We start from the raw sequence: 24,327 nt of genomic DNA, 5'->3' as shown, positions 1-24,327 counted from the left end.
ATTGAAGAAAACAGGCATTACACTTATCGTTCTCATGACACTGACACTACTAATTGCACCTTTTCAGTCTGCCATGGCCAGCTCGACAATTTCAGTAAAACTGTCTAACTATATCGGAAACAAAAACAGCATGGATTTCTCAACAACGGGGGAATACAAACTATCAGGATCAAATGTCGCTGTGACGAAAAGATACGACGGCAAAAATCGTTACGAAGTAGCCAATAGTATCGCTTCTGCAGGCTGGAAAAATCCTTCAACTGTTGTGATTGTGAGCCGAGATGCATTTGATCATGCCATTTCTGTATCGCCGTTAGCATACAAATTAGGCGCGCCAATTTTGTACACGAACATTGAAAAGCTAACGAAAACAACCGAAAAGCAGTTGAAAAAAATGAATCCTGATAACATCTTAATTGTCGGGAATACAAAAAGTATTTCAACAGCTGCTGAGAAATCAATCAAAAAGTATGGAAAAGTGAGACGCATTAGTGGGAAAGACAAATTTGAAATTTCCCAAAAAATCGCCAAAGAAATGGGTAACTATAAGCAAGCAATTGTTGTCGGCGGGAATTCATTCATGAATGGGATTGCAATTGCATCCTATGCATCGAGAAAAGGATACCCAATCCTATTAACAAAAAAAGATTCCATTCCGTCATATAAAATGCCAAGTAAAGTCATTATCATCGGCAGTACAAAAAGTACGGGACAAAAAGTAGAAAATCAAATCAAGAAAACCTCACAGGTGACACGAATCAGTGGTGCCAATCGCTACGAATTATCTGTGAATATCATTAAAAAATTAAACATTAATGCAGATAAAGTGTACTTGGCAAAAGCCTCTAGCTATATTTATGCAATGCCTTTGTCGCAATTGGCTGCAAAATCTAACAGTACCGTTGTGTATGTGAAGCCGGATTCTGTCACAGCGTCATTAAAAGCATTGCTGAAAGAAAAAGGTACATATGCTTACCATCTTGCTGGTAGCACAAGTGCGATTACAGATAGTTTAAAAAATTCTTTAGCCAAACAAGTCTATCTGAAAAAAAATCAAAACTACCAATTGAATATTTCTAACGGAAAAATTTCATTAAAAGGCATTAAGACGTATAACACATTAAGAGTTGTTCCTGAGAAATATTCAACCAAAAATGTCCTTAAAATCGCAGGGAAGCCTTACTTAGGTAACGTCAACTTTGCCATTGAATCAGGATATATCAGGCCGACTAATGAAAATATTCCATTTGAAGACTATCTAAAAGGTGTTGTGCCAAACGAAATGCCTGCGAGCTGGCATGTTGAGGCATTAAAAGCACAAGCTGTTGCCGCTAGAACGTATTCAGTGAAAAGTATTGGAAAAGTCGTACCTGATACAACAGCCTTCCAAGTATATGGAGGATATAACTGGTACACAAATTCGACAAAAGCTGTGGATGCCACAAAAGGCAAGGTTCTGAAATACAACAATCAACTTATTTCAGCCACCTATTATTCTAGTAATGGCGGATACACTGAGGCGAGTGAAGAAGTATGGGGAAATGCACTGCCATACTTAGTCGCCAAGCAGGACACAAAAGATCCTGTCAATGCGTGGACACTGAAGTTGTCTAAAAAGCAATTAGGCACTACGTTGACTGCAAGTAAAGCAGCTTCTGAGTGGTCTAAGGCAAAAGAAGCCAATGCTGCCGACCTTGCTGGTCTAAAATCATGGCTGTTGAAAAATAAAGAAACAGCTGCATCTGACATGAGAATTGCATCTATTTCAAGCCTAACATTCTCAGGAAAAACAAAAGGTCAGCGTGCGAAGACCGTTTCAATCAAGCTGAATTACCATCTGAAAAACAAAACAGGTACGTATACAGTGAACAAAAGTACAACGGCAAGTATGAAAATGACAGAGTTTAGAACAGTCATGGGCGCAACAAAGGTGAAAAGTACGTTTGCGTCAGTAAAGAATAATACAAATGATTTCACGATTTCAGGAAAAGGTTATGGTCACGGCATTGGGATGAGTCAATACGGCGCCAAAGCTAGAGCTGAATCTGGAAACTCGTATTCTTCTATACTTTCGTTCTACTATACAGGTACAAAACTAACAAACTATTAAGAATAAAAGGAGGACTTAGAAGATGCGCTCAATGATCAAAACAGCCATCCTCAGCCTCATCGCCATTTTCGTTATTGTTCCAACAGCTTCAGCAGATAACTCGGTCTCCCGAATTGATGGTGGGAGCCGGTATGCTGTAGCAGCAAACGTAGCGAAAAAAGGATGGGGAACAGCAAGTACAGTTGTTTTAGTGGGGAAAACTGCATATGCAGATGCAACAGCAGGAATTCCACTGGCACATCAAAAAAATGGACCAGTTCTTTACACAAATAGTACAAGCCTTTCTGGAGATACAAAAAAAGCCTTAACGGCTTTAAAAACGAAGACAGTTATTGTTTTAGGCAGCACATCAAGTGTGTCAAACAACGTGGTCAATCAAGTAAAGAAAATGGGCATCTCTACACAACGTATTTCAGGAAAAAACCGATATGAGCTATCGGCAAATATCGCGAAAAAAATGAAAACGCCAGCTGGCGTCGTTGTGGTTGAAGGGTCATTCTATGCACATGGAATTGCCATTGCACCTGTAGCGGCACAAAAAGGGTTCCCAATTCTATATACAGATAAAAAGGGCCTTCGTTCTGAAATCGCTTCTGTTGCAAAAGCAAGCAATGTGAAACAAACCATTGTCGTAGGCGGAGAGAATTACGTCACAAAAGCAGCTTATAATCAATTAAAATCTCCAACGCGAATCAAAGGCTCTACTCGTTATGACGTGGCTGCGAATATTGTGAAAAAATACAATATGAGCACAAATAATACCTATGTAGGAAGAGGGTTTGGCTATGCCACTTCATCTTCTGCGGCAGGAATTGCAGCAAAGCAAAACAAAGCATTGCTCCTAACGAATGAAAAGACGCTGCCAAAGGTAACAAGAGCGACGATTAGCAGCAAAAAAATCACCAAATTTACTGTCGTTGGCAGTACAAATACAGTGACACCAACTGTCGTGAATCAATTGAAAAATCCTGTCGTTGGCAAAAAAGTATTCATTGACCCAGGTCATGGCGCTCATGATTCAGGAGCGGTAGGCTACGGATTATATGAGAAGAACTTAAACTTAGATGTAGCCAAACGTCTAAATACAAAGTTAAACAACGCAGGTGCACTTGTGACGATGTCAAGAACATCAGACACATTCGACAGTCTTCAAACACGGGTGAGCAAAGGTGCGTCAGCAAATGCAGATATCTTCATCAGTGTCCATGCGAACTCAAATGATAACAGCAGTGCAAATGGAACTGAAACGTATTATGACAAAACATATGCGGCAACAAACAGCTTGAAGCTCGCGCAAAATATTCAGCCTAAAATGGTCAGTGCATTAGGCACAAGAGACCGTGGCGTGAAGACAGCTGCCTTCTACGTCATTAAATATTCTAAGATGCCAAGTGTTCTCTTAGAAACTGGTTTTGTTTCCAGTCCAGTTGATTCAAATATTTTGAAATCCGCTACTTATAAAGATCGATTGGCGTCAGGTATTTCAAGCGGTGTTTCAGGCTATTTTAGATAAGAAAACATACAGATGAGGGGTGCTGGATACACCTCTTAGGCTGCTCGAGAAACGACTCTCGGCAGCCTTTTTTCAAAAGTACATGAAGTGTTTCCATGGGTTCCAGGATGAAGGGTTCAAAACCAAGGAGGTTGACTTCATGCATTCTTATATCAAATGTTTTGTTTTAATTGTGGTTTCACTATGTTTATATGCACCAACAGCATTTGCGCAGCACAATGTATCGAAAATTGAGGGAAGTAATCGATATGAGGTGGCAGTTAACGCTGCAAAACGAGGCTGGTCGACAGCACCTACAGTTGTTTTAGTAGGCGGTGAAGCTTATGCAGATGCGCTAAGTGCTGTGCCGTATGCCTTTCAGCAAGGAGCCCCAGTGCTGTTAACGAATACTAGCAGTCTTTCAGGTGCAACTAAGTCAGGTCTTCAGCAGTTGAAAACGAAGCGTGTTATCATTCTTGGCGGAACCGCAAGCATTTCGCAAAAAGTCGTAGCGCAGCTAAAAGCAATGAATCTATCCGTATCGCGAATACAAGGAAAGAATCGATATGAATTGGCGGCAAACGTTGCTAAGCAAATGAAGAGTGCTGATACAGCTGTGATTGTGAATGGTTCTGCTTATGCAGACGCTGTGGCGATTGCTCCGTATGCTGCAAAACAGGGCTTTCCTATTTTATTAACCGATGCAAAAGGGCTGCGGCAGGAAACAGCCAATCTATTAAAAAGCAAAGCGGTGAAACGGACGATTGTGATTGGCGGGGAAACAAGTGTCAATCAAGCAGCCTATCAAAAGCTGCCATCACCCGTGAGAATCAGCGGAGCCAATCGGTATGAAGTGGCAGCCCGAATTGCGAACACATACCCGATGAAGACAACCCAAACGTATATGAGTAACGGCTATGCATATGCCGATGCGGCAGCTGCGGCAAGTACGGCAGCCAAGCAAGGGCAAACCCTTCTTCTTACAGACGCTCAATCAGTGCCAGATGCGATTCGTCGTGTCATTGGGTCTAAAAAGATTTCAACATTTACAGTGTTGGGCGGAACATCAACCATACGAACCAGTGTGATCACACAGCTGAAAAATCATGTGTTAGGTGAAACCATCTTTATTGATCCAGGTCATGGTGCACAGGATGCTGGAGCGGTAGGAAATGGGCTGTTTGAAAAAAATGTTAATCTGGATGTCGCGTTAAAACTGCAAGCAAGGCTCAAACAAGCGGGTGCGCTGACGGTCATGTCTAGAACATCTGATACATTTGATTCCTTGCAAACACGTGTAAGCAAAGGATCACAGGCTGGTGCGGATGTGTTCATCAGCATCCATGCCAATGCAAATGATCATAGCGGTGCAAATGGAACAGAAACGTATTATGATGCGACGTATGCTTCGGCCAATAGTTTAAGGCTGGCACAAAAGGTACAGCCCCAGATGGTGAAAGCCCTTGGCACAAGAGATCGCGGTGTGAAGACAGCAGGATTCTACGTGATCAAGTATTCAAAAATGCCCAGCATCTTGCTTGAAACGGGGTTCGTAACTAGTCCGATTGATGCCAGTATATTAAAATCAACGACTGCCAATGAGCGGCTGGCTTCAGGAATCGCAGCAGGTGTATCTCAATATTTTGAATAAAATAGATCGGATGAATGATATGTCAAGTTAAAAATACATTTCATTTCAGGTTATTTTTGTTATAATCGAAACATAGAGGGTGGATTTTTCACGTATTTGCCTTCCAATGACAGCAAATCGACAAATCATGAAGAGGTGACGATCTTGAAAAAATTAATCACAATGCCGTTTTTAGTCTTACTTCTAGGTGTAATGCTCACAGCATGCGGCACATCAAATCAGTCAAACGATAACAATACGGATAACAGCAAAAAAGAAACAACTGAAGCAGCAGATCAAAAGAAAGAAAATGCAACAGATGAAAAGACGGAAGACAAGTCTGCAAGTGAAAAAGCAGATGATGAAAGCAAAGAAACAGCTGCTCAAACAGAAGACCAAGCAGGTCAATCTGATGAAGATGCAAAAGAAAGCTCAAGTAAGGAAATCACAAAAGAAGAAACGACAAATGATCAGTCAAAAGCTGAATCTAAAACAAAAAAAGAATCTACAACGAAGAAAAATGAAATCACCAAAGAAGGCACATATGTCGGTTTGGCTGATGGACATACAATTGCTGTCAACATTGATGGAAAAGAAGTAGCCATTCAATTCGGAAATACATTTTCTAAACAAGTGAACAGCCTAAAAGAAGAGTCAAAAGTGAAAGTAACTTATACAAAAGATGCAAACGGAACGCTTAGACTGAAGACGATCGAATCCGTAAAGGCAAAATAAAAAAAGACACGTAGACCCGCAGAAATGCGGGTCTTTTTTACGTTTAAAAGGGCATAACTTGATATAAGGGCACATTCTTAACACACTTTTACAAGACTTAACAGCCTATTTACATTTGCTTAATGTTGCTCTGCTAAACTGACTTTCATAGAACATCTCTTTACACAACAACTACTTTGAATGGTGAGGTGCAGGTCAGTGAGCGCAGAGAAAGCGATGAACCTTTACAGAGAATATGAAGTGAGACGAAACCACTCTTTTGCTTTAACAGAACATATGGTTCGATATTTATTTGCAAAACGTTTCATAGATGTCGTGTTCTCGTTCATCGGATTGATGTTGAGTACGCCAATCATTTTACTGTTTGCCCTTTTAATTAAGCTAGAAACACCAGGGCCAGCCTTTTATATGCAGGAAAGGGTCGGAAAAGACGGTGTCTACTTTAAATTATGGAAGCTCAGATCGATGAGAACCAACGCAGAAAGCGGAGGAGCGAAATGGGCGCAAAAAAATGACCCTCGTATCACCAAAGTGGGGGCATTCATCAGAAAAACAAGAATTGATGAACTGCCGCAGTTTATCAACGTGTTAAAAGGAGAAATGAGTATTGTAGGTCCACGTCCTGAAAGACCAATGTTTACTGCCGAATTTAATCGGACGATTCCAGGCTTTACAAAAAGACTGACAGTGAAGCCAGGGCTGACAGGTCTTGCTCAAGTAAATGGGGGATATGAAATGAGTCCAAGTGAGAAATTATCACACGACTTACAGTATATTCAAAACTTGACATTTTCTCTCGACACGAAGATTATGGTAAAAACGTTAAAAGTCATCGTGACTGGTGACGGAGCCAGATAAGTAAAGTAGGGAAGAGAAATGGCAAGTATGAAAAATCGCCTGCTGGGCGGAGCAAAATGGACAAGCTTGTCCGCATTGATCATTACCATCATCCAAATTGCACAGTTCGCCTTTTTAGGAAACGTAATGTCACTGAAAGAATTTGGACTCGTTGGCATGATCACAACGGTCACAATATTTACACAGATTTTACTTGATCTAGGCATCGGTGCTGCGATCATTCAAAAGGAACAAACGACGGAACGTCAATTATCTACATTATATTGGATCAACTTGCTGACGGGAATTCTCTTGTTTTGTGTATTGATCCTTGCAAGTCCCTTGATTGCCGCCTTTTATGCCAGACCTGAGCTGGAAGGCTTGCTCAAGTTATTATCCATTATGTTTCTCATTGCACCAATTGGTCAGCAATACCAATACATGATGCAGAAAGATTTAGCCTTTAAAACCTTAAGTACGATTGAGACGATAGCGACGATCATTTCGCTGATTGTTCTACTGATCCTAGCCTTTTTTATCAATCCAATTGTGGCCTATGTGATCTCTCAAGTGCTGCTTCAATCAGGAAAAGGTCTCATGTATGCAGCGGCTTATTGGAAGAAGTGGCGCCCAGCACCCGTTTTCGCATTAGGGGAAGTGAAAGAGTTTTTCTCCTTCGGGGCTTTCCAGCTTGCGTCAAGGCTTGTCAATCGGGCAGGCTCAAACATCGACATGATTTTAATAGGACGGTTTCTTGGAGCAGAAGCTTTAGGGATTTACAGCCTGGCTTATCAAATCGTCACAATCCCGGTGCTAAAAATTAACCCGATTGTGACGAGAGTGGCTTTCCCAGTTTTCGCAAAAAGTCAGCGTGATCATTCTAGGCTGCGTGAGGGCTTCCTCAGTATGACGAATATGCTCGCACTCATTAGTTTTCCACTCCTCATCGGTCTTGCTGCCGTATCAGATAGCTTTATAGAAGTGGTGTTTGGAGAGAAATGGCTAGTGGCGGTCCCGGTTTTGAATATTTTGTGCATTGTTGGTCTACTCCGTGTGCTGATGAATCCAAATGGTTCCATCCTTCTTGCAAAAGGAAGAGCGGACTTAGCTTTTTATTGGGATACAGGCATGTTCATCGTATATGGATGCGCCTTATATGCAGGAGTCCATACCGGCAGTCTATTGACTGTAGCTTGGGTCTACTCAGGGGTCAGCCTGCTGAACTTCATTGTCGGCAGGTGGCTGATGGCTTATGTCATTCAGCTAGATATGAAGGTGTATGTAAAATCACTCGTAAAGCCTGCTGTCATGACGTTGTTAATGGCCGGCTGCGCAGTGGCTGTTCATCAAGGGATGAAGCTGATATCAGCGGATATACTGCTTCAATTACTACTGACAATTTGTTTAAGTGCGGCTTTATATAGCTTGCTGCTTGTCAAAATGTATCCGCAGGTGACAGGGAAATTATGGAGAAGAGGTCGTTCGTCATGAAGGTGCTATGGCTGACAAGTGTATATCCTAGTGAAAAACATCCAAGTGAAGGCGTCTTCCATGAAACGCAAGTGCAGGAGCTGGTCAAACAAGGCGTAGAAGTGAGCGTGATTTGTCCTACCCCTGTCAATCCGCCCATCTTACGGATGCTTAAAGCTTCCTATCGTCAGAGAAAAGATCTTCCCCAGCAGGAAGTGAGGTGCGGAGTACCGGTTTACAGACCGCCTTATACAGCACTGCCTGGACAGCTAAAATGGGCTCAGCCGAGTAAACGAATCGCAGCTTCTGTCCTACGCACAATGGAGCGTTATGAACTGTCACCGGATTTCATCCATGCGCACTTTGCCATGCCGTCTGGCGGCGCAGCAGCTGTGATCAAAAAGGAAGCAAACATCCCTTATCTTCTGACCTTACACGGCAGTGATGTGAACGTCTATCCAACCTATAGCCAAGGGGCGCTTGCAGCCTTTAAAGCAGCAGTAAAACAGGCGTCTGCTGTTCTCACAGTGAGTGAAGAGCTGGCAAAGAAAACACATGACATGACAGAGGTGGATGCACAATGTCTCCCGCTGGGAATTCCGCTCAAGTCATTTTCTAGAACACCAGGGGATCAAACAGCTATCAGAAAGCAGATCGGTTTACCGCTTCACGACAAGCTCGTCGTTTTTGTCGGCCGTTTAGTCAAAGAGAAAGGTTTGCTTGAATTAGCGGAAGCTGTCAGCGGGATGGAGGGTGTAAAAGCCGTCTTTGTCGGAAAAGGCCCCCTCGCAAAGGAGCTGGCCGAACGGGCGGGAGAATCCATTATACTCCCGGGGCAGGTGCCGAATAAACAAGTCAAACATTATTTAATGGCAGCTGACCTGTTTGCCCTTCCATCCTACAGTGAAGGAATGCCGACTGTCGTCCTTGAGGCGCTCGCTTTAAAACTGCCTGTCATCGCAACACGGGTTGGTGGTCTCCCATCACTATTTTCTACCTATCAACATCTGCTCATTGAACCGCGTTCAACGAGTCAGCTAAAAGAAGCGATTCACGCTTATCTTTATGAAAACAGATGGAACGAGCAAGTGAAGACCGATCTTCACCACATCGTCCATACAGATTATTCATCATCACATAATGCTAAGCTCCTGATTCAGCAATATGAAAAGGTGCTGAATCAATCAACATCCACCGTTTAAACAGGGTGAAATGTGCAAAGACTGATAGATAAACAGTTTGGAACGACCAATATGCTTTTACTGAGAGGATGAAACATGTTGAAGAAAATTGCTGTGATTGGAACAGGATATGTCGGATTAGTATCGGGTACTTGTTTTGCTGATATCGGAAATCGCGTCATTTGTTGTGACATCGACGAATCAAAAATCAACAGCTTAAAAAGCGGTCTCGTTCCAATTTATGAACCGGGCTTAAAGGAATTGATTGAGAAGAATACAGAAGAGGGAAGATTGTGTTTTACAACCAATATTCCCGCTGCAATTCGAGAATCAGAGATTATTTATATTGCGGTAGGAACACCAATGACACCTCAGGGGGAAGCGGATTTAACATTCGTGAAAGCTGTGGCTCAAACGGTTGGAGAACACCTGAATGGCTACAAAATCATCGTGAATAAGAGCACAGTGCCAGTTGGAACAGGACGTCTTGTTCAAGCCATTGTTCAAAAGGCTTCACGCAGTAAATATCCATTTGACGTCGTCTCCAATCCAGAGTTTCTGCGGGAAGGTTCAGCTATTCAAGATACGATGAATATGGAGAGAGCGGTCATTGGCTCTACAAGCGCACATGCATCCACGATCATTAAAAAATTGCATGATCCGTTTCAAACAGAAGTGGTTGAGACCAATCTAGAAAGTGCAGAAATGATTAAGTATGCGGCAAATGCCATGCTCGCCACAAAAATCTCATTCATCAATGATATTGCGAACATTTGCGAGAGAGTTGGTGCTGATGTGGAAAAAGTCAGCGAAGGCGTTGGGTTAGATAGCCGTATCGGGCATAAATTTTTAAAAGCAGGCATTGGATTTGGCGGTTCTTGTTTCCCAAAAGATACGATGGCTCTTCTCAAAATTGCCGAAACAGCCGGCTACCGGTTCAAGCTGATCGAATCTGTCATTGAAACAAACAACCACCAAAGAGCCCATCTTGTCAGCAAACTGATGAGTGTGTTCGGTGATATTAAAGGAAAAACGATTTCCGTTTTAGGGCTCGCATTTAAACCAAATACAAACGATATGCGTTCAGCGCCAGCACTAGATATTATCCCAATGCTGAGAGAGCTCGGAGCTTTTGTCAAAGCCTATGATCCAATTGCTTATGTAGAAGCAGAAAGAGAGCTTGGCCCGCAGGCGATCTTCAGCAATGATCTCTATGAAACAGTGAAAGATACAGATGCTTGTCTCATCTTAACGGAATGGGATGACGTACAGAAGATGGATAAGGATCAGATCAAGCAGCTACTTCGTTCTCCCATTTTAATTGATGGAAGGAATTTGTTTGATCCAGCAGAAATGAAAGAGAGAGGATTTATTTACCAGTCCATCGGCCGCCCAGGCGTATGGGAAACAGAATTGGTATCGAAGGCACAATAATAGGGGGAACTTGGATGAAGAAAGTATTGGTCACTGGGGGAAGTGGATTTATAGGATCTCATACGGTAGAGGCTTTATTAGAGAAAGGTTATGAGCCCATCGTTCTTGATAACTTTTCAACTGGATCGAAGGAAAATATCGCTCATCTTTCCGTACAATGCATTGAAGCAGATGTCACAAAATCAGAAACGGTCGATTTGATCAAACACATTGCACCAGATTATATCATTCATCTTGCAGCCCAAGTGAGTGTAGCCGTTTCGGTTCAACATTTCGTCTACGACGAAGAGGTCAATATTAAAGGTTCGCTGCATGTGATCAAAGCAGCGGCTGAAGCCGGGGTGGAGAAAGTGGTGTTTGCCTCATCGGCAGCAGTTTATGGAGACCCAGTCTATCTGCCGGTCGACACAGCTCATCCACTGCAGCCTGGTTCACCTTATGGCTTGTCAAAACTGACAGTTGAACGATACTTACACATGGCAAAATCACTCTATGATGTGGACTATTGTATTATGCGGTACAGCAATGTATATGGTCCGCGCCAAGACGCACTTGGTGAAGGCGGTGTTGTCTCAATTTTTTCTGATAAGTTTGCAAAACATGAGGCACCTTTCATCTTCGGAAACGGGGAACAAACAAGAGATTTCATCTATGTAGGCGATCTAGCCGCAGCGAATGTTGCAGCTTTAACCGCTCAATCAAACGTTTGTTTAAATATCTCATGTGGTCATTCCATCACGGTGAATGAGCTGTTTCAAACGATGAAGCGAGTCACGAGATCAGATCTTGAACCGATTTATAAGCCGCAGCGTGCAGGAGATATTGTGCATAGTACATTGGCAAATGAGGAAACGAAACAAGTCTTAGCATGGGAGCCTGTTGTGACTTTACAAGAAGGTTTGGCTCGTACCATTTCCTACTATGAACAGGAAGTAAAGGCTTAATCCCTCAAATCGGATGGGTTGCTTAGGAGGAAAATAGGTATGAGTGTGAAACAAACAGCATGGCAAATCATAATCGGATGTATTTTATTAGCAGCAGGTATCGGGCTTGTACAAATGGCATCCGCACAGCCTATCGGGTTAAAGAAGATGGTGGTCATTCCGGTTTTACTTGTGGTGCTCATGGCGGCTGCTATATGTATGAAGCTCTACATGAATGGTGAACACATATTCATGTCAGCCATTTACCTTTTAATTGCATTAACATTTCTCAATAATGCTTTTTTCTCTATTAGTGTTGGGTTCTTTAGTCTCTTTCTCTACCGCATCATGCTCTTGGCTGTCTTTGCTTTATTCATATGGCGGATGAGAGACAAAGGAACGTACATATCCCAGTGGCAGCAAATTCGTGTTAAAGGCATTCTTGGTTTTTTCGCTGCATGGTTTCTTTACGGACTCATCTCACTGCTTTGGGCTCATTCGGTCACAGACGGCCTGAAATATATGTCTCTTCTTGCGATGGGAATGGGTTTTGTCTTTCTTGTGGTCATGTACATTCAGCGAATGGATCAGATCGTGACTTTTTATAGTATTTGGCTAGTCATGACTGTATTTGTGATGGGAATCGGGTTCTATAATCACTTGACCTTGAATCATTTACCGAATACCTCATTATATCTTGGACCAGCGTACAAACAGCACTATCCTACGGCTGTCTTCTTTAACCAAAATGACTTTGCGACGTTTTTATCTATTAGCTTTTTCTTATATGTGGCGTGCATGCGCCAAATGAAAAATGGTTATATCAAAGCGTTCGGATTACTAGGAGCCATCTTAGCGCTGTATCTTATTTTGTTAACAGAATCGCGCGCCAGCTTGCTTGGCATATTAGCTGGAGCGGCAATCTATGTATGGCTACTGATGCCTCGCTTTTTAAAAAAGTGGTCTATCATGGCAGCAGGCGGGCTTGGATTCATCTGTATCGCCATTTTTTCAGCCAAAATCTATTCTGTCTTTGATGACTTGTTTCTCGCTTCTCAGGTCGCTCATTCTTTTAGCGAACCACTTCCGTCCAACATTGCCCGTGCGAATTTAATCAAAAACGCCTGGCATTTCTTTACGAATTCATACGGTTTCGGAGTCGGAGCGGGCAATGTGTCTTATTACTTAGCTCACTTTTCTATCTTTGATACAGATCAGGTCGTGGAAGTTCACAATTGGCTGCTAGAGGTGATGACGAATTTTGGGTTTGCCGTCATGCTAGGTTATATCTCAGTGTATGCCTATCTCATGTTCTCACTGTACAAACAATACCAATTGGCTGACACGAGATCAGCCAAGATGATCATTGAAGGTCTATTTGCTGCCATGCTGAGCTTTCTCGTCTCAAGTATCAGTCCGAGTTCGGTCTCGAATTTATATTTCCACTGGGTGTTTCTAGGTCTAGTGATCGCAGCGGTCAATATCATGAAAAATAAACAGCGCTTCAAGCCGTGGGCAAACGTGTGATGCTGAGTTTGTATGGCTACACTAGTGAAAAAGCAAATACGTCAATGTTGGGAGAATGAGCATGTCTGGTTTTATGTTAAGAATAGGGAAGCGAATGAAAAAATATATCGTATGGCTTGTGCTGCTGCCCGTTGTATTGGCTGCTTTTGGTTTCTTTTTTGCCAAGGGGACAGTAGAACAGTCAAGTTACACAGCTGCTGTGACCTTGACGCTTGGGAAATATGACGACGGTGTGTATAACAATATGGAAGAAGTGACATCTCTATTAAAAAGTGATGCATTTCTGAATCAAGCACTCCGTGATGTAAAGGAAGAAGAAAGGCAGGATGTGAAAAATCGTTTGATTCTCACGAACCAGTCCGATACACAATTGCAGTTGTCGTTTACAGATGCTGATCAAGCTCGAGCTTTGGCGGTAGTGAAACAAGTGTCAGATACATTTTTAAAGCAGGACAAAGCCTTATTTACGAAAAGACAGCAAGTCATTGAAAGAAGACTATCCGCTCTTGAAGATGAATCTGTCAGCAATGACTCCAAAGTCGATAAAGAACGATTTTTATATGAATTGGAATCGACAAAGCTGGGTATGAAGCAGGCAAAGATTGTCGATCCTGCCCAAGTGCTTGATGAAGGGAACAAAGGGATGTCAGCGAAAAAACGAGCACTGCTTGGACTTGTCATTGGCCTTAGCATCTCGCTTATGTTTGTGGTGTTACCTGAAGTGTTCAAAGAATCTTAATGATGAACTGGAGATGAGTCTTAGGTGAACAATCAACCGTTAGTATCAATTATTACACCGGCGTATAATGCGGAACGTTATTTAACGGATACAGTTCATTCCGTCCTTGCCCAAACCTATTCCAACTGGGAGCTGATCATTGCAGATGATTGCTCAACAGATGGCACAAGGAAGTTGTTAGGGGAATTAAGTCAGACGGACGACAGAATCAACGTCATTTATTTAGAGGAAAACGGGGGAGCCGCTATTGCTAGAAACACCGCCATCAAACAGGCGAAAGGCCGCTTTATCGCTTTTTTAGATAGCGATGATATGTGGAAACAGACAAAGCTCGAAAAGCAGGTCAAGTTTATGTTAGAAAATGATCATGCCTTTACTTTCACGGCATATGACATCATTTCAGAAAATGGAGAGCCGTTACAAAAAACCGTCACAGCGCCGGCTCAGTTGAACTACAATGAAGCTTTAAAAAATACGATTATCGGCTGTTTGACGGTGATGCTCGATCTTCAACAAGTAGGACACGTGGAAATGCCAAACATTCGAACAAGGCAGGACTTAGCCACATGGCTCTCTATTTTAAAAAAAGGATTTACTGCCTATGGAATGAGTGAGCCGCTCAGTGAATATCGCATCGTGGGAAACTCGATTTCTAGTAACAAGTGGAAAGCAGCGAAAAAAACATGGTTTGTCTATAGAGAAATTGAGCAGCTTCATTTTGTGAAAGCATCTTGGTGTTTTATGCACTATGCCACAAATGCTGTCAAAAAGCGTTTATAAACAGAAGGGAAAAAAGGTGATAAAGGTGAAAGCAGACTCGATCATACATGTGATTGTCGCAACGGGAGAATGGGGCCACGATGGCTTAAGGTACAGACGGCATCGACTGGCGGAATTTCTTGCATCTGATCCAGAAACGAAAGAGGTCATCTGGGTATGCCCATCTTCCACTCGTCATTCAACTCCCTTTCAGCCTATAACGGATCGAATGAAGCAAATGACCATTCCTGATGTGCTCAAGAGCAAGTTTTTTCGCTTTGGCCGTTATCAAGATATGTTTTATTTCCATAAATTATCTCCTCTTCTTGAGCATTTGCGTCAAGAAGAAAAGCAGGGCATAGCCGTCTGTTTATGGTATACGTTTCCGGGATTTCCGCTCTTATCTTCTTTATTTGAATGGAAACATATTGTGTATGATTGTAGTGACCTGTGGGGAGAGCCCATCAGCGGAAAAAACAACATTCTCTCTTATATGAGACAGCGAGTCATTGTAAAAGCAGAAAACCGCATTATTAAATATGCACACAGCATTACGTGCTCTTCACAATACTTACATGATCAAATCAAAAAAAGGCTCATGGGTGAACCGAAAGATGTCTTTACAGTCGAAAATGGCGTCGAGTATGATGTGTTTGCAAAAAGCAACCTCCCTAGCAGGGAAGACGTGCTAGAGGGAAGAGAGGGAACGGTTCTTGGCTTTATAGGTGGGATCAAGCCGAAGCTCGATTTTGACATGATCGCTCAAGCTGCTCGCATGCAGCCAGATTGGACATTTTTATTTGTTGGTCCGGATGGAACGAATGGAGATCCATCTTTTCAGCATGCACTCAAACTGCCCAATGTCATATGGACAGGAGCAGTCGCACCAGAAGAAGTGCCTGCTTATATGAAATTAATTGATGTAGGGATGATGCCATACAAACAGTCTCCCTACAATCAAGCGGTTTTTCCGCTCAAGCTGTATGAATTTTTAGCTGCCGGAATCCCTGTTGTTGGTTTAAATCTTCCATCAACGGAAAGGCTAAAAGAGAATGATGTGTATGAATATGTAGAGGGCGAAGATCCAGCTCTCTTCGTAGAAGCCTGCCAGAAAGTGATCAGTAAAAAAGATGACATGAAATGCAGACATCTAAGACAAAGCCGGGCAAAGAAAAAAGATTGGCACGCACTGTTCACAAACATGGTGGAATTAACGAATATTAAAGAAAACGCATAATTCATTCAGGATTGTGCGTTTTTATTTGTTTCTTCTTCTTAGGGGGAGCTTGTGATCATCCTATATTCAATTGTATAATGGAAAGAGCGGCCAATATACAAAATACAGATTTCAATTTAGAAGGAGACTGACCTATGGATTACGAACGCGCCTTATTAGCGTTTTTTGTCTCTCTGGCTACAGTTTTAATTGTGACACCAATCGTCAAAAAGTTTGCAATTAAGATTGGTGCAGTGGACCAGCCGAATAAACGAAAAGTTCATGATAGAGTAATGCCTCGAATGGGCGGTTTGGCGATTTTTATTGGGGTAGCGGCTGGAGCACTAGCAGGCGGGCTGTTTCTACATAATAAAATTACAGCTATATCAGTTGGCGCTGTACTCATCGTCATTTTAGGTATATTTGATGATAAATATAATTTAAGTGCAAAATTTAAATTTCTTGTGCAAGTTCTCGTTGCTTGCTTAATCGTGAGCACGGGCTTAAAAATGGACTTTTTCTCTGTTCCTTTCTTAACAGATCGACTGGAGTTAGGATGGATGGCGTATCCCCTGACTGTACTATGGATTGTTGGGATTACAAATGCGATCAATTTAATTGACGGATTAGATGGACTGGCTGCCGGAATATCAGTTATCGGTTTAACCACGATTGCCGTCATGGCATTTTCTGCGGACAAGATCCTGATTCTTTCGTTATCTCTTGTCGTCATTGGCAGTACCATCGGTTTTCTTTTTTATAACTTCCATCCAGCAAAAATATTTATGGGTGATACAGGTTCGTTATTTTTAGGCTATATGATCTCGGTCCTGTCACTTTTAGGATTGTACAAAAGTGTTACTTTGTTTAGTGTTGTTGTCCCTGTGATTATTTTAGGCGTGCCTATTTTTGATACGACCTTTGCGATCATAAGACGAATATTGAATAAACAGCCTATCTCAGCACCTGACAAATCACACATCCATCATCGACTGATGGCCTTTGGCTTATCTCATCGAATGGCAGTGATTGTGATTTACATGATTGGCTTAGTCTTCAGCTTAAGCGCAATTTTGTTGACAAGTGCCACCATTTGGCTGTCATTGATCATCATCTTTTTACTGGTCATGTTTATGCAAGTTATTGCTGAAGTCACTGGTTTGGTGAACGAAGAGTTTAAACCATTTACGAAATTCTACAAACGTATGGTCAAAAGACAATAATAAAAACAGCCCGTTCCTCGGAAGGCGGGCTGTTTTTATTATTGTCCTGTTGTATTGCTCGAAGGAGTCGTGGTATCAGTTGTTCCTGTTTCACCAGAGGCTGGATTTGTTTGTGAATCTGTTTCAGATGATGACTCAGCAGGAAGCTTTAAATGTGTCCTTAACTCATTTTGCACCTCAGCCAAGTTGGTTTGATCTGGCTCAAAGAAGTATGTTCGATTTGGTCCTAGATAAAGGTCTGATCCTTTAATAGATAATGTTTCAGTATCGTCTCCTTTGAAACCACTGTAAATTTGCTGTAGAGCAAGTCCTTCTGTGATGCGGAAGTTGGTTGTTATATGATCACTTACTTCTTTTGCGATATTATCCACGTTTGCAATGTTATGAGGTTTCGCCATTTGATCAATCATGGCACGTAAGATTTGTTTCTGACGATCGTTACGCCCGAAATCACCACGTGGATCTTGTTTTCTCATTCGCGCGTAAGCAAGTGCCTCTTCCCCGTTTAAATGCATATTCCCTTTTTTAAAGTAAATCTTTTTCGATTTTTTGACGTCACTTTTTTCATTGAAGTCAAATGGAACGTCTATATCGATTCCCCCAACTTCATCAATGACATCCTTAAAACCGTCAAAGTCCACTGTTGCATATTTGTCAATTGGGATATGCAAGAATTGTTCGACAGTTTCAATCGTTTCGTCTTTACCACCTTTAGCAAATGCCGCATTGATCTTTACTTTATTTCCCGTTGTGTCACTAGCAAGCTGTACTCGTGTGTCACGGGGGATACTGACCATCTTCATCGTTTTATCCTGAGGATTAATCGTTGCGACGATGAGTGAATCTGAACGGCCGTGATCACCATTTGTGGCGTAATCCTCTATACCAACAAATAGGACAGAGAAAGGTTTTTTCTTTATATCAATGACAGCATCACGGAGTTTCGATTTCTCCCCGCGCTCTAATTCATCATAAGTTTTGTCAGCAGCTTGGAGTGTATTCACAATCTTATAAACTGCAAATCCGCCCATGCAGATGAAGAGAAGCAAAAATAAGACCAGAATCCGTTTGAAAATCTTTTTCTTCTTACTCTTTTTCTTTCGTACACGCACTTTTACTCGTTGTGCCATTCATCTGTCTCCTTTATCGGACCAACGTCCTTTTCTAAATAAATCAATTCGCCTTCTTTAGTAACACTCTTTCCATTAGTCAACTCAGTCATCCATTCAATGAACTGCTCTGTTTGTGTTTCTTCTACATACGTTTCAAAAATCACATCTTCTGCATAATGGATGTCTTTTAGCTGAAAAGATGAGGCTCTAAGCTCATTCTCTACCTTTCCAAGCCATGTATAATCTATTGTTGTGTGCATCGTACGCATTAAACAGCGTTCTACCATACCAACATGATTAATTGCTTCAGACACAGATTTTCCGTACGCGCGAATTAAACCACCGGCACCTAGCTTAATACCGCCGAAATAACGAGTGACGACAACAACTGTATCTTTCAGCTTGCGTTTTTTTAGCACTTCAAGCATTGGTACCCCTGCCGTACCGCTTGGTTCACCATCATCATTTGCTTTTTGAATCAGATCATGTTCACCGATCAAATAGGCGGAACAATTATGAGTGGCGTTCCAATGTTGTTTTTTTATGGATTGTATAAAGGCTTGTGCTTCTTCTTCTGAGACAGCACGTTGTATATGACAAATAAAACGTGATTTTTCAATGACGATCTCATGCTCGCCACGGCTTTTTACTGTGAGATAGCGGTTCAGCAAAAGACATACCCTCCTGACAAGCAAATTGTAAGGCTAGAGAAAATTTGCATTGGTTTTAGAATTTTACAGCGTATTTTGTTATGATGATAGCAGCGGAAAAAGGGTCGTCATAAAAATTTCATGATTTATACGCATTCTTTCATTATAATTCGACATAAAATGCAGATCAATGACATTTATAATAAAAAAAGATGACATCACTGTTACGGGAGGGAAAAGCCATGACAACACCTAAAATGGATCCGAAGTTATTGGATTCAATCATCATGAAAATGCTAAGTACAGTTGATGGCAGTAAGGACGAAGTATTTAGAATCGGCGAACAGTCCCGTCAACAATATGAAAGCCTGGTAGAAGAGCTTAAGCAAATTAAACAGCAAGTCAACGAAGTAATTGATTTTGGGGATAAACTAGAAGTACATACGAGACATGCTAGAAATCGATTATCTGAGGTCAGCAGAAACTTCAACAAATTCAGCGAAGAAGAAATACGAGAAGCCTATGAAAAAGCACATAACCTGCAAGTAGAATTGACCATGATCCAGCAGCGCGAAAAACAGCTGAGGGAAAGAAGAGATGATCTCGAAAGACGATTGTTAAGCTTACAAGACGTCATTGAACGTTCAGAAACGCTTGTGAGCCAGATCACGGTCGTCCTCAACTACTTGAACCAAGATTTACGTCAGGTCGGTGTTTTACTTGAAGATGCTCAGGCAAAACAAGATTTTGGACTAAGAATTATTGAAGCCCAAGAAGAAGAGCGCAAAAGGGTATCACGAGAAATCCATGATGGACCTGCTCAGATGCTGGCAAACGTGATGATGCGTTCAGAGCTAATTGAACGGATTTTTAGAGACCGTGGAACAGAAGAAGGCTTTAAAGAAATTAGAAGTCTAAGGCAGAATGTGCGAAATGCACTGTACGAAGTGAGAAGAATCATTTATGATTTAAGACCGATGGCTTTAGATGATTTGGGTCTCATTCCGACACTTCGAAAATACTTAAACACAATTGAAGAATATGATGGAAAAACCAAAATTACGTTCCAGTGCATAGGTGATACAGAAAGCGAAAGAATTGCTTCTCAATTTGAAGTGGCACTATTTAGACTAGCTCAAGAAGCTGTCACAAACTCTTTAAAGCATTCTGAAGCTGAAGAAATCTCTGTGAAGGTTGAAGTGACGAAAGACTTTGTAACCTTAATTATCAAAGACGATGGAAAAGGCTTTGATATGAAGGATGTTAAAACAAATAAAAACAAATCCTTTGGGTTACTAGGTATGAAAGAGCGCGTAGACTTACTAGAAGGTAAAATGACCATAGACTCAAAAATAGGTCTAGGGACATTCGTCATGATTAGAGTACCGTTAACATTACAAAATAAAATTGTAAAATAGAGACAAAAGACATATTGACCATAAAGTTCAGGTGTAGAACAATAAACATGGGGAGGCGTAGCTTGTGACTAAAGTAAATATTGTAATTATCGATGACCACCAATTATTCCGTGAAGGTGTCAAACGGATTTTAGATTTTGAACCTACTTTTGAAGTAGTTGCAGAAGGAGACGACGGTGACGAAGCTGCACGTATCGTAGAACACTATCATCCGGATGTTGTCATTATGGACATTAATATGCCGAATGTAAATGGTGTGGAGGCTACAAAACAGCTAGTAGAGCTTTATCCCGAATCAAAAGTCATTATCCTATCTATTCATGACGATGAAAACTATGTGACACACGCATTAAAAACAGGAGCAAGAGGCTACTTGTTAAAAGAAATGGATGCAGATACCCTCATTGAAGCAGTAAAAGTAGTAGCTGACGGAGGCTCTTATTTACATCCGAAAGTCACTCATAACTTAGTAAATGAATTCCGACGCTTAGCAACAAGCGGCGTTTCAGCACATCCACAGCACGAGGTATATCCTGAAATTCGCAGACCACTTCATATCTTAACAAGACGTGAATGTGAAGTTCTTCAAATGTTAGCTGACGGAAAGAGCAACAGAGGTATTGGTGAGTCGCTCTTTATTAGTGAGAAAACAGTCAAAAACCACGTGAGTAACATTTTGCAAAAAATGAATGTAAATGACCGTACTCAAGCTGTTGTTGTAGCAATTAAAAACGGCTGGGTAGAAATGAGATAATGTTCCGGACAAGTACTCCTTTTTCGCCTGTTTTTAGTTCTCTCACATTCAAGTTAGAGAGCAATGATAGGCAGGTAAGGAGTCTTTTTCGGATATAGCGGGCTTGCCTATTGATTAGGCAAGCTTTTTTGATTAGTATTATAAATCTAGTGAAAAACAATGATCATTCTTTTTTAAAAAGCAACTTAACGGATAAGGAAGGTATTTAAGAATGAAAATAGCCGTTGTAACAGACAGTACTGCTTATATACCAAAAGAACTACGTGATAAACATCATATTCATATGATCCCTCTGAATGTCATCTTTGGTACTGAATCATACCGTGAAGAAGTAGAAATGGATTGGAAGACATATTATGAAGAAGTCAAGAAACATAAAGATCTTCCAACAACCTCTCAGCCTGCTTTCGGTGAACTTATAGAATTATATGAAAAACTTAGCGAAACATATGATGCTGTGATTAGTATACATCTGTCAAGCGGAATTAGTGGAACATACAATAGTGCGGCCTCAGCGAATGAACTAGTTGACGGAATCGACATTTATCCGTTTGATACAGAGACTAGCTGTATGGCGCAAGGTTTTTATGTGTTAGAAGCTGCTGAAAAAATCCAAGGTGGTGCTTCTCCAGAAGAAGTGATTTCCCATCTCAATTATCTAAAAGAAAATCAAAGAGCTTATTTTATGGTAGACGATTTAACTCATTTACAACGTGGCGGCAGATTAAATGGTGCTCAGGCTTTTATTGGAAGCCTCTTAAAGGTAAAGCCTATCTTGCATTTTGACAACAAGCTAATTGTCCCTTTTGAGAAGATTCGTACACGCAAAAAAGCCATTTCACGTATTTTTGAATTATTTGATGAAGATGCATCACGTGGTGTTCCAATGAGAGCAACTCTGATACATGGTAATAGAGAAGAAGAAGCAGATGAATTAATTGCGCACTTATTAGAAAAGTATCCTCATGTTGAATTTTATAAAAGCTACTTTGGTGCCGTGATTGGCACTCATCTAGGCGAAGGCTCTTTAGCACTTGGCTGGATCATTAGGTAGATATCAAAATCCCCTTTTCTCATGGAAAAGGGGATTTGTTTTTCTATTTTTACAATTAGACGAAAGGCCTTCTCTTTGTACATAATGGGTCAACATGAATGGAAAGGTAGTGCGTGAAATTGAATCTGGAAAAAGCAATGGAACTCAGTCACAAGCTACAATCAAGGCACCTTCTTCCTGTTGAATGTCAATGTACACAGTCCGAATTGGAGTGGCTTGAGAATCAAGGATTTATCCATAGAACACCTGCAGTCGATAGGTTGGCGAGTGGTTTGATCTGCTGCCGGTGCGGTGTATCAAACAAGCGCTACTTTGCCCTCTCTCCGTGTGAAACATGTAAAAAAGACTGTGTATACTGTAGATCCTGCATCATGCTGGGAAAAGTAAGCGAATGTGGCTTTCTCTACGAATGGACGGGTCCACAAAAGAAAGAAACAAGACAAGTTGAATTAACATGGCAGGGAGAGCTTTCTAAAGGGCAAAAGAGAGCGTCCGATAGGCTAGTAGAAGCAATCCAAAACAAATTTGATCTGCTCGTTTGGGCTGTTTGTGGTGCGGGGAAAACGGAGGTGCTTTTTCATGGAATAAAATATGCGCTAAATAACGGAATGAGTGTTTGTATTGCGACGCCTAGAACCGATGTTGTACTTGAGCTTGAACCTCGAATGAGAAAGGCATTTCAAGGACTGAATATAGCTGCACTTTATGGCGGGAGTTCTCAAAGATTTCAAATGGCGCCGCTTATGATCGCTACAACCCATCAGCTAATGAGATATAAAAACGCCTTTGATGTCCTCATTGTAGACGAAGTCGATGCTTTTCCTTATTCAATCGATGAACGGCTTCAGTTTGCTGTTTTAAAGTCAATGAAAAAAACAGGAGTTAGAATTTACTTAAGTGCCACACCATCTAAAAAAATGCAAAAAGATGTTGCTCGTAGACAATTAGAAGCGATCAAAATTCCTCTGCGCTTCCACCAAAAACCGTTACCTGTCCCAACATTTCAATGGGTTGGAGATTGGAAAAAGAGATTAAAAAGAAATCGGCTTCCAGCATCTACAATGAACTGGCTGCATGAACATATCACAAAGAAAAAAAGAGTGTTACTCTTTGTTCCTTCTATTTCTACTATGAAGAAGGTAACTCATATTCTTCAAGGTCAAGATGTAAATGTACAGGGTGTTTCTGCGGATGATCAAGAAAGGAAGCAAAAAGTCCAGCATTTCAGAGATCATAGATACGATGTATTGGTTACAACAACTATTCTAGAAAGAGGCGTTACCATTCAAGATGTTCAAGTGGGCGTATTAGGTGCGGAATCTCCTATTTTTACAGAAAGTGCACTTGTTCAAATTTCTGGTAGAGCAGGGAGACATCCAGATTTTTTTAACGGAGACGTGTACTTTTTTCATTTTGGTTTAACGAGAAGTATGAAACAAGCAAAGAAACATATCGTAAAAATGAATAATACAGCTGAAAAAGAGTTTTCTGAAAAATAGTGTGGGTTCAACTAAAACATGGTACATTATATTCACAAAACACAAATGGCAGGAGAGACAAAATATGCTACTCAACGCAAAAGAAATACTACTTAAAGAAATTCTCTATCAATATCTCAACCAATTAAACATGATTTGTCATTGTGAAAAATGTATAGAAGATGTATTAGCCATTTCTCTAAATCAAGTGAAACCGCAATATATAACAGATATCGATAAAATATCCTACAGTAAATCCGAGATGGTGGATAAACAGAAAAATACAGCGATGCTCGTCATTCTGACAGAAGCTGCTTCAACGGTCACTACATATCCAAGGTGCGAAAATCATTTGCCGTTGAACAAAGAAAAGCATTGATTTGTCCAATTTGTGAGAGCCATTTTGTGGCTGCTTTTACATGGAAATCATTCCTACTATTAAATGAAGATCGTTTATGTGTAGCATGTAAGAACCACCTGGTGAAGATTCAAGGTCCTACTTGTCCCAAATGCGGAAGAGCGCAATCAAATGATCAATTGTGTCAAGATTGTTCAAGATGGAATAAACGACGGGATTTTGCTGAG

The 24,327-nt window shown here is 41.2% G+C and carries 21 protein-coding genes and 1 pseudogene; 20 read left to right on the top strand and 2 right to left on the bottom strand.

What is annotated here, in order from left to right; translation table 11 throughout:
* Position 1 precedes the first annotated feature (1 nt).
* The 14 genes from N521_RS02875 (at position 2) to N521_RS02810 (ending at position 17,276) form a co-directional block, all read left to right on the top strand.
* Positions 2-2,110 carry a SpoIID/LytB domain-containing protein gene (locus tag N521_RS02875; protein ID WP_035389690.1) on the top strand — a complete coding sequence of 703 codons (2,109 nt, stop codon included), beginning with the start codon at positions 2-4 and terminating at the stop codon, positions 2,108-2,110.
* Positions 2,111-2,132: 22 nt separating this feature from the next.
* Positions 2,133-3,623, top strand: a complete 1,491-nt coding sequence (locus N521_RS02870) for an N-acetylmuramoyl-L-alanine amidase (protein ID WP_024719256.1) — start codon at positions 2,133-2,135, stop codon at positions 3,621-3,623.
* Positions 3,624-3,762: 139 nt separating this feature from the next.
* Positions 3,763-5,253 carry an N-acetylmuramoyl-L-alanine amidase gene (locus N521_RS02865; RefSeq protein WP_035389689.1) on the top strand — a complete coding sequence of 497 codons (1,491 nt, stop codon included), beginning with the start codon at positions 3,763-3,765 and terminating at the stop codon, positions 5,251-5,253.
* Positions 5,254-5,397: 144 nt separating this feature from the next.
* Complete coding sequence (locus N521_RS02860; protein ID WP_197025611.1) at positions 5,398-5,967, top strand: hypothetical protein; 570 nt, start codon at positions 5,398-5,400, stop codon at positions 5,965-5,967.
* 198 nt (positions 5,968-6,165) lie between these two features.
* A complete protein-coding gene (locus N521_RS02855) occupies positions 6,166-6,825 on the top strand; it encodes a sugar transferase (protein WP_008348294.1) in 660 nt (219 codons plus the stop codon).
* A gap of 18 nt (positions 6,826-6,843) precedes the next feature.
* Positions 6,844-8,295, top strand: coding sequence for a teichuronic acid biosynthesis protein TuaB (gene tuaB / locus N521_RS02850; protein WP_035389686.1), 1,452 nt, complete (start codon positions 6,844-6,846; stop codon positions 8,293-8,295).
* Complete coding sequence (gene tuaC, locus N521_RS02845) at positions 8,292-9,476, top strand: teichuronic acid biosynthesis protein TuaC (protein WP_035389684.1); 1,185 nt, start codon at positions 8,292-8,294, stop codon at positions 9,474-9,476. The genes tuaB and tuaC overlap by 4 nt, the downstream gene beginning before the upstream one ends.
* A 75-nt stretch (positions 9,477-9,551) precedes the next feature.
* Entirely contained in the window at positions 9,552-10,889 is a 1,338-nt protein-coding gene (gene tuaD, locus N521_RS02840) for a UDP-glucose 6-dehydrogenase TuaD (RefSeq protein ID WP_035389682.1), read from the top strand.
* A gap of 14 nt (positions 10,890-10,903) precedes the next feature.
* Complete coding sequence (locus N521_RS02835) at positions 10,904-11,833, top strand: NAD-dependent epimerase/dehydratase family protein (RefSeq protein WP_035389680.1); 930 nt, start codon at positions 10,904-10,906, stop codon at positions 11,831-11,833.
* 39 nt (positions 11,834-11,872) lie between these two features.
* The gene (tuaE, locus tag N521_RS02830) at positions 11,873-13,339 is read left to right on the top strand and encodes a teichuronic acid biosynthesis protein TuaE (protein ID WP_035389678.1); all 1,467 of its coding nucleotides are present in this window, start codon (positions 11,873-11,875) and stop codon (positions 13,337-13,339) included.
* Positions 13,340-13,400: 61 nt separating this feature from the next.
* On the top strand, positions 13,401-14,078 hold the full coding sequence (gene tuaF, locus N521_RS02825) for a teichuronic acid biosynthesis protein TuaF (protein WP_035389676.1): 678 nt from the start codon (positions 13,401-13,403) through the stop codon (positions 14,076-14,078).
* A 24-nt stretch (positions 14,079-14,102) separates the two neighbouring features.
* A complete protein-coding gene (gene tuaG / locus N521_RS02820; protein WP_008348281.1) occupies positions 14,103-14,858 on the top strand; it encodes a teichuronic acid biosynthesis protein TuaG in 756 nt (251 codons plus the stop codon).
* A complete protein-coding gene (gene tuaH, locus N521_RS02815; RefSeq protein WP_051632364.1) occupies positions 14,827-16,074 on the top strand; it encodes a teichuronic acid biosynthesis protein TuaH in 1,248 nt (415 codons plus the stop codon). Before tuaG ends, tuaH begins: the two co-directional genes overlap by 32 nt.
* Positions 16,075-16,208: 134 nt before the next feature.
* Positions 16,209-17,276 (top strand): glycosyltransferase family 4 protein, encoded by a 1,068-nt coding sequence (locus N521_RS02810; RefSeq protein WP_007499956.1) that lies wholly within the window; start codon positions 16,209-16,211, stop codon positions 17,274-17,276.
* Positions 17,277-17,314: 38 nt separating this feature from the next.
* Here the strand turns inward: N521_RS02810 and N521_RS02805 are convergent, their stop codons facing one another.
* Both N521_RS02805 and N521_RS02800 read right to left on the bottom strand, forming a co-directional pair.
* Positions 17,315-18,406, bottom strand: coding sequence for an LCP family protein (locus tag N521_RS02805; protein ID WP_025208065.1), 1,092 nt, complete (start codon positions 18,404-18,406; stop codon positions 17,315-17,317).
* Positions 18,391-19,059, bottom strand: coding sequence for a YigZ family protein (locus N521_RS02800; protein ID WP_017357860.1), 669 nt, complete (start codon positions 19,057-19,059; stop codon positions 18,391-18,393). Before N521_RS02800 ends, N521_RS02805 begins: the two co-directional genes overlap by 16 nt.
* Before the next feature lie 221 nt (positions 19,060-19,280).
* Between N521_RS02800 and N521_RS02795 the strand changes: the two genes are divergently transcribed.
* From N521_RS02795 to N521_RS19865, 6 genes and pseudogenes are all read left to right on the top strand, one after another.
* The gene (locus N521_RS02795; RefSeq protein ID WP_035389673.1) at positions 19,281-20,456 is read left to right on the top strand and encodes a two-component sensor histidine kinase DegS; all 1,176 of its coding nucleotides are present in this window, start codon (positions 19,281-19,283) and stop codon (positions 20,454-20,456) included.
* Between the two features lie 64 nt (positions 20,457-20,520).
* Positions 20,521-21,210 carry a two-component system response regulator DegU gene (gene degU, locus N521_RS02790; protein ID WP_008348273.1) on the top strand — a complete coding sequence of 230 codons (690 nt, stop codon included), beginning with the start codon at positions 20,521-20,523 and terminating at the stop codon, positions 21,208-21,210.
* Positions 21,211-21,421: 211 nt separating this feature from the next.
* Positions 21,422-22,264, top strand: coding sequence for a DegV family protein (locus N521_RS02785; RefSeq protein ID WP_035389670.1), 843 nt, complete (start codon positions 21,422-21,424; stop codon positions 22,262-22,264).
* 119 nt (positions 22,265-22,383) lie between these two features.
* Positions 22,384-23,763, top strand: coding sequence for an ATP-dependent helicase ComFA (locus N521_RS02780; RefSeq protein WP_155924089.1), 1,380 nt, complete (start codon positions 22,384-22,386; stop codon positions 23,761-23,763).
* Positions 23,764-23,827: 64 nt separating this feature from the next.
* Complete coding sequence (locus N521_RS02775; protein ID WP_017357862.1) at positions 23,828-24,121, top strand: late competence protein ComFB; 294 nt, start codon at positions 23,828-23,830, stop codon at positions 24,119-24,121.
* Positions 24,082-24,285, top strand: a pseudogene (locus N521_RS19865) (hypothetical protein); the annotation flags it as partial. The gene N521_RS02775 and the pseudogene N521_RS19865, both read left to right, overlap by 40 nt.
* Between the last annotated feature and the right edge of the window lie 42 nt (positions 24,286-24,327).

The sequence above is a fragment of the Bacillus sp. UNC125MFCrub1.1 genome (assembly GCF_000701305.1).
GTDB classification, from domain to species: domain Bacteria; phylum Bacillota; class Bacilli; order Bacillales; family Bacillaceae; genus Bacillus; species Bacillus altitudinis.
This window is presented reverse-complemented; position numbering and strand designations above follow the sequence as displayed.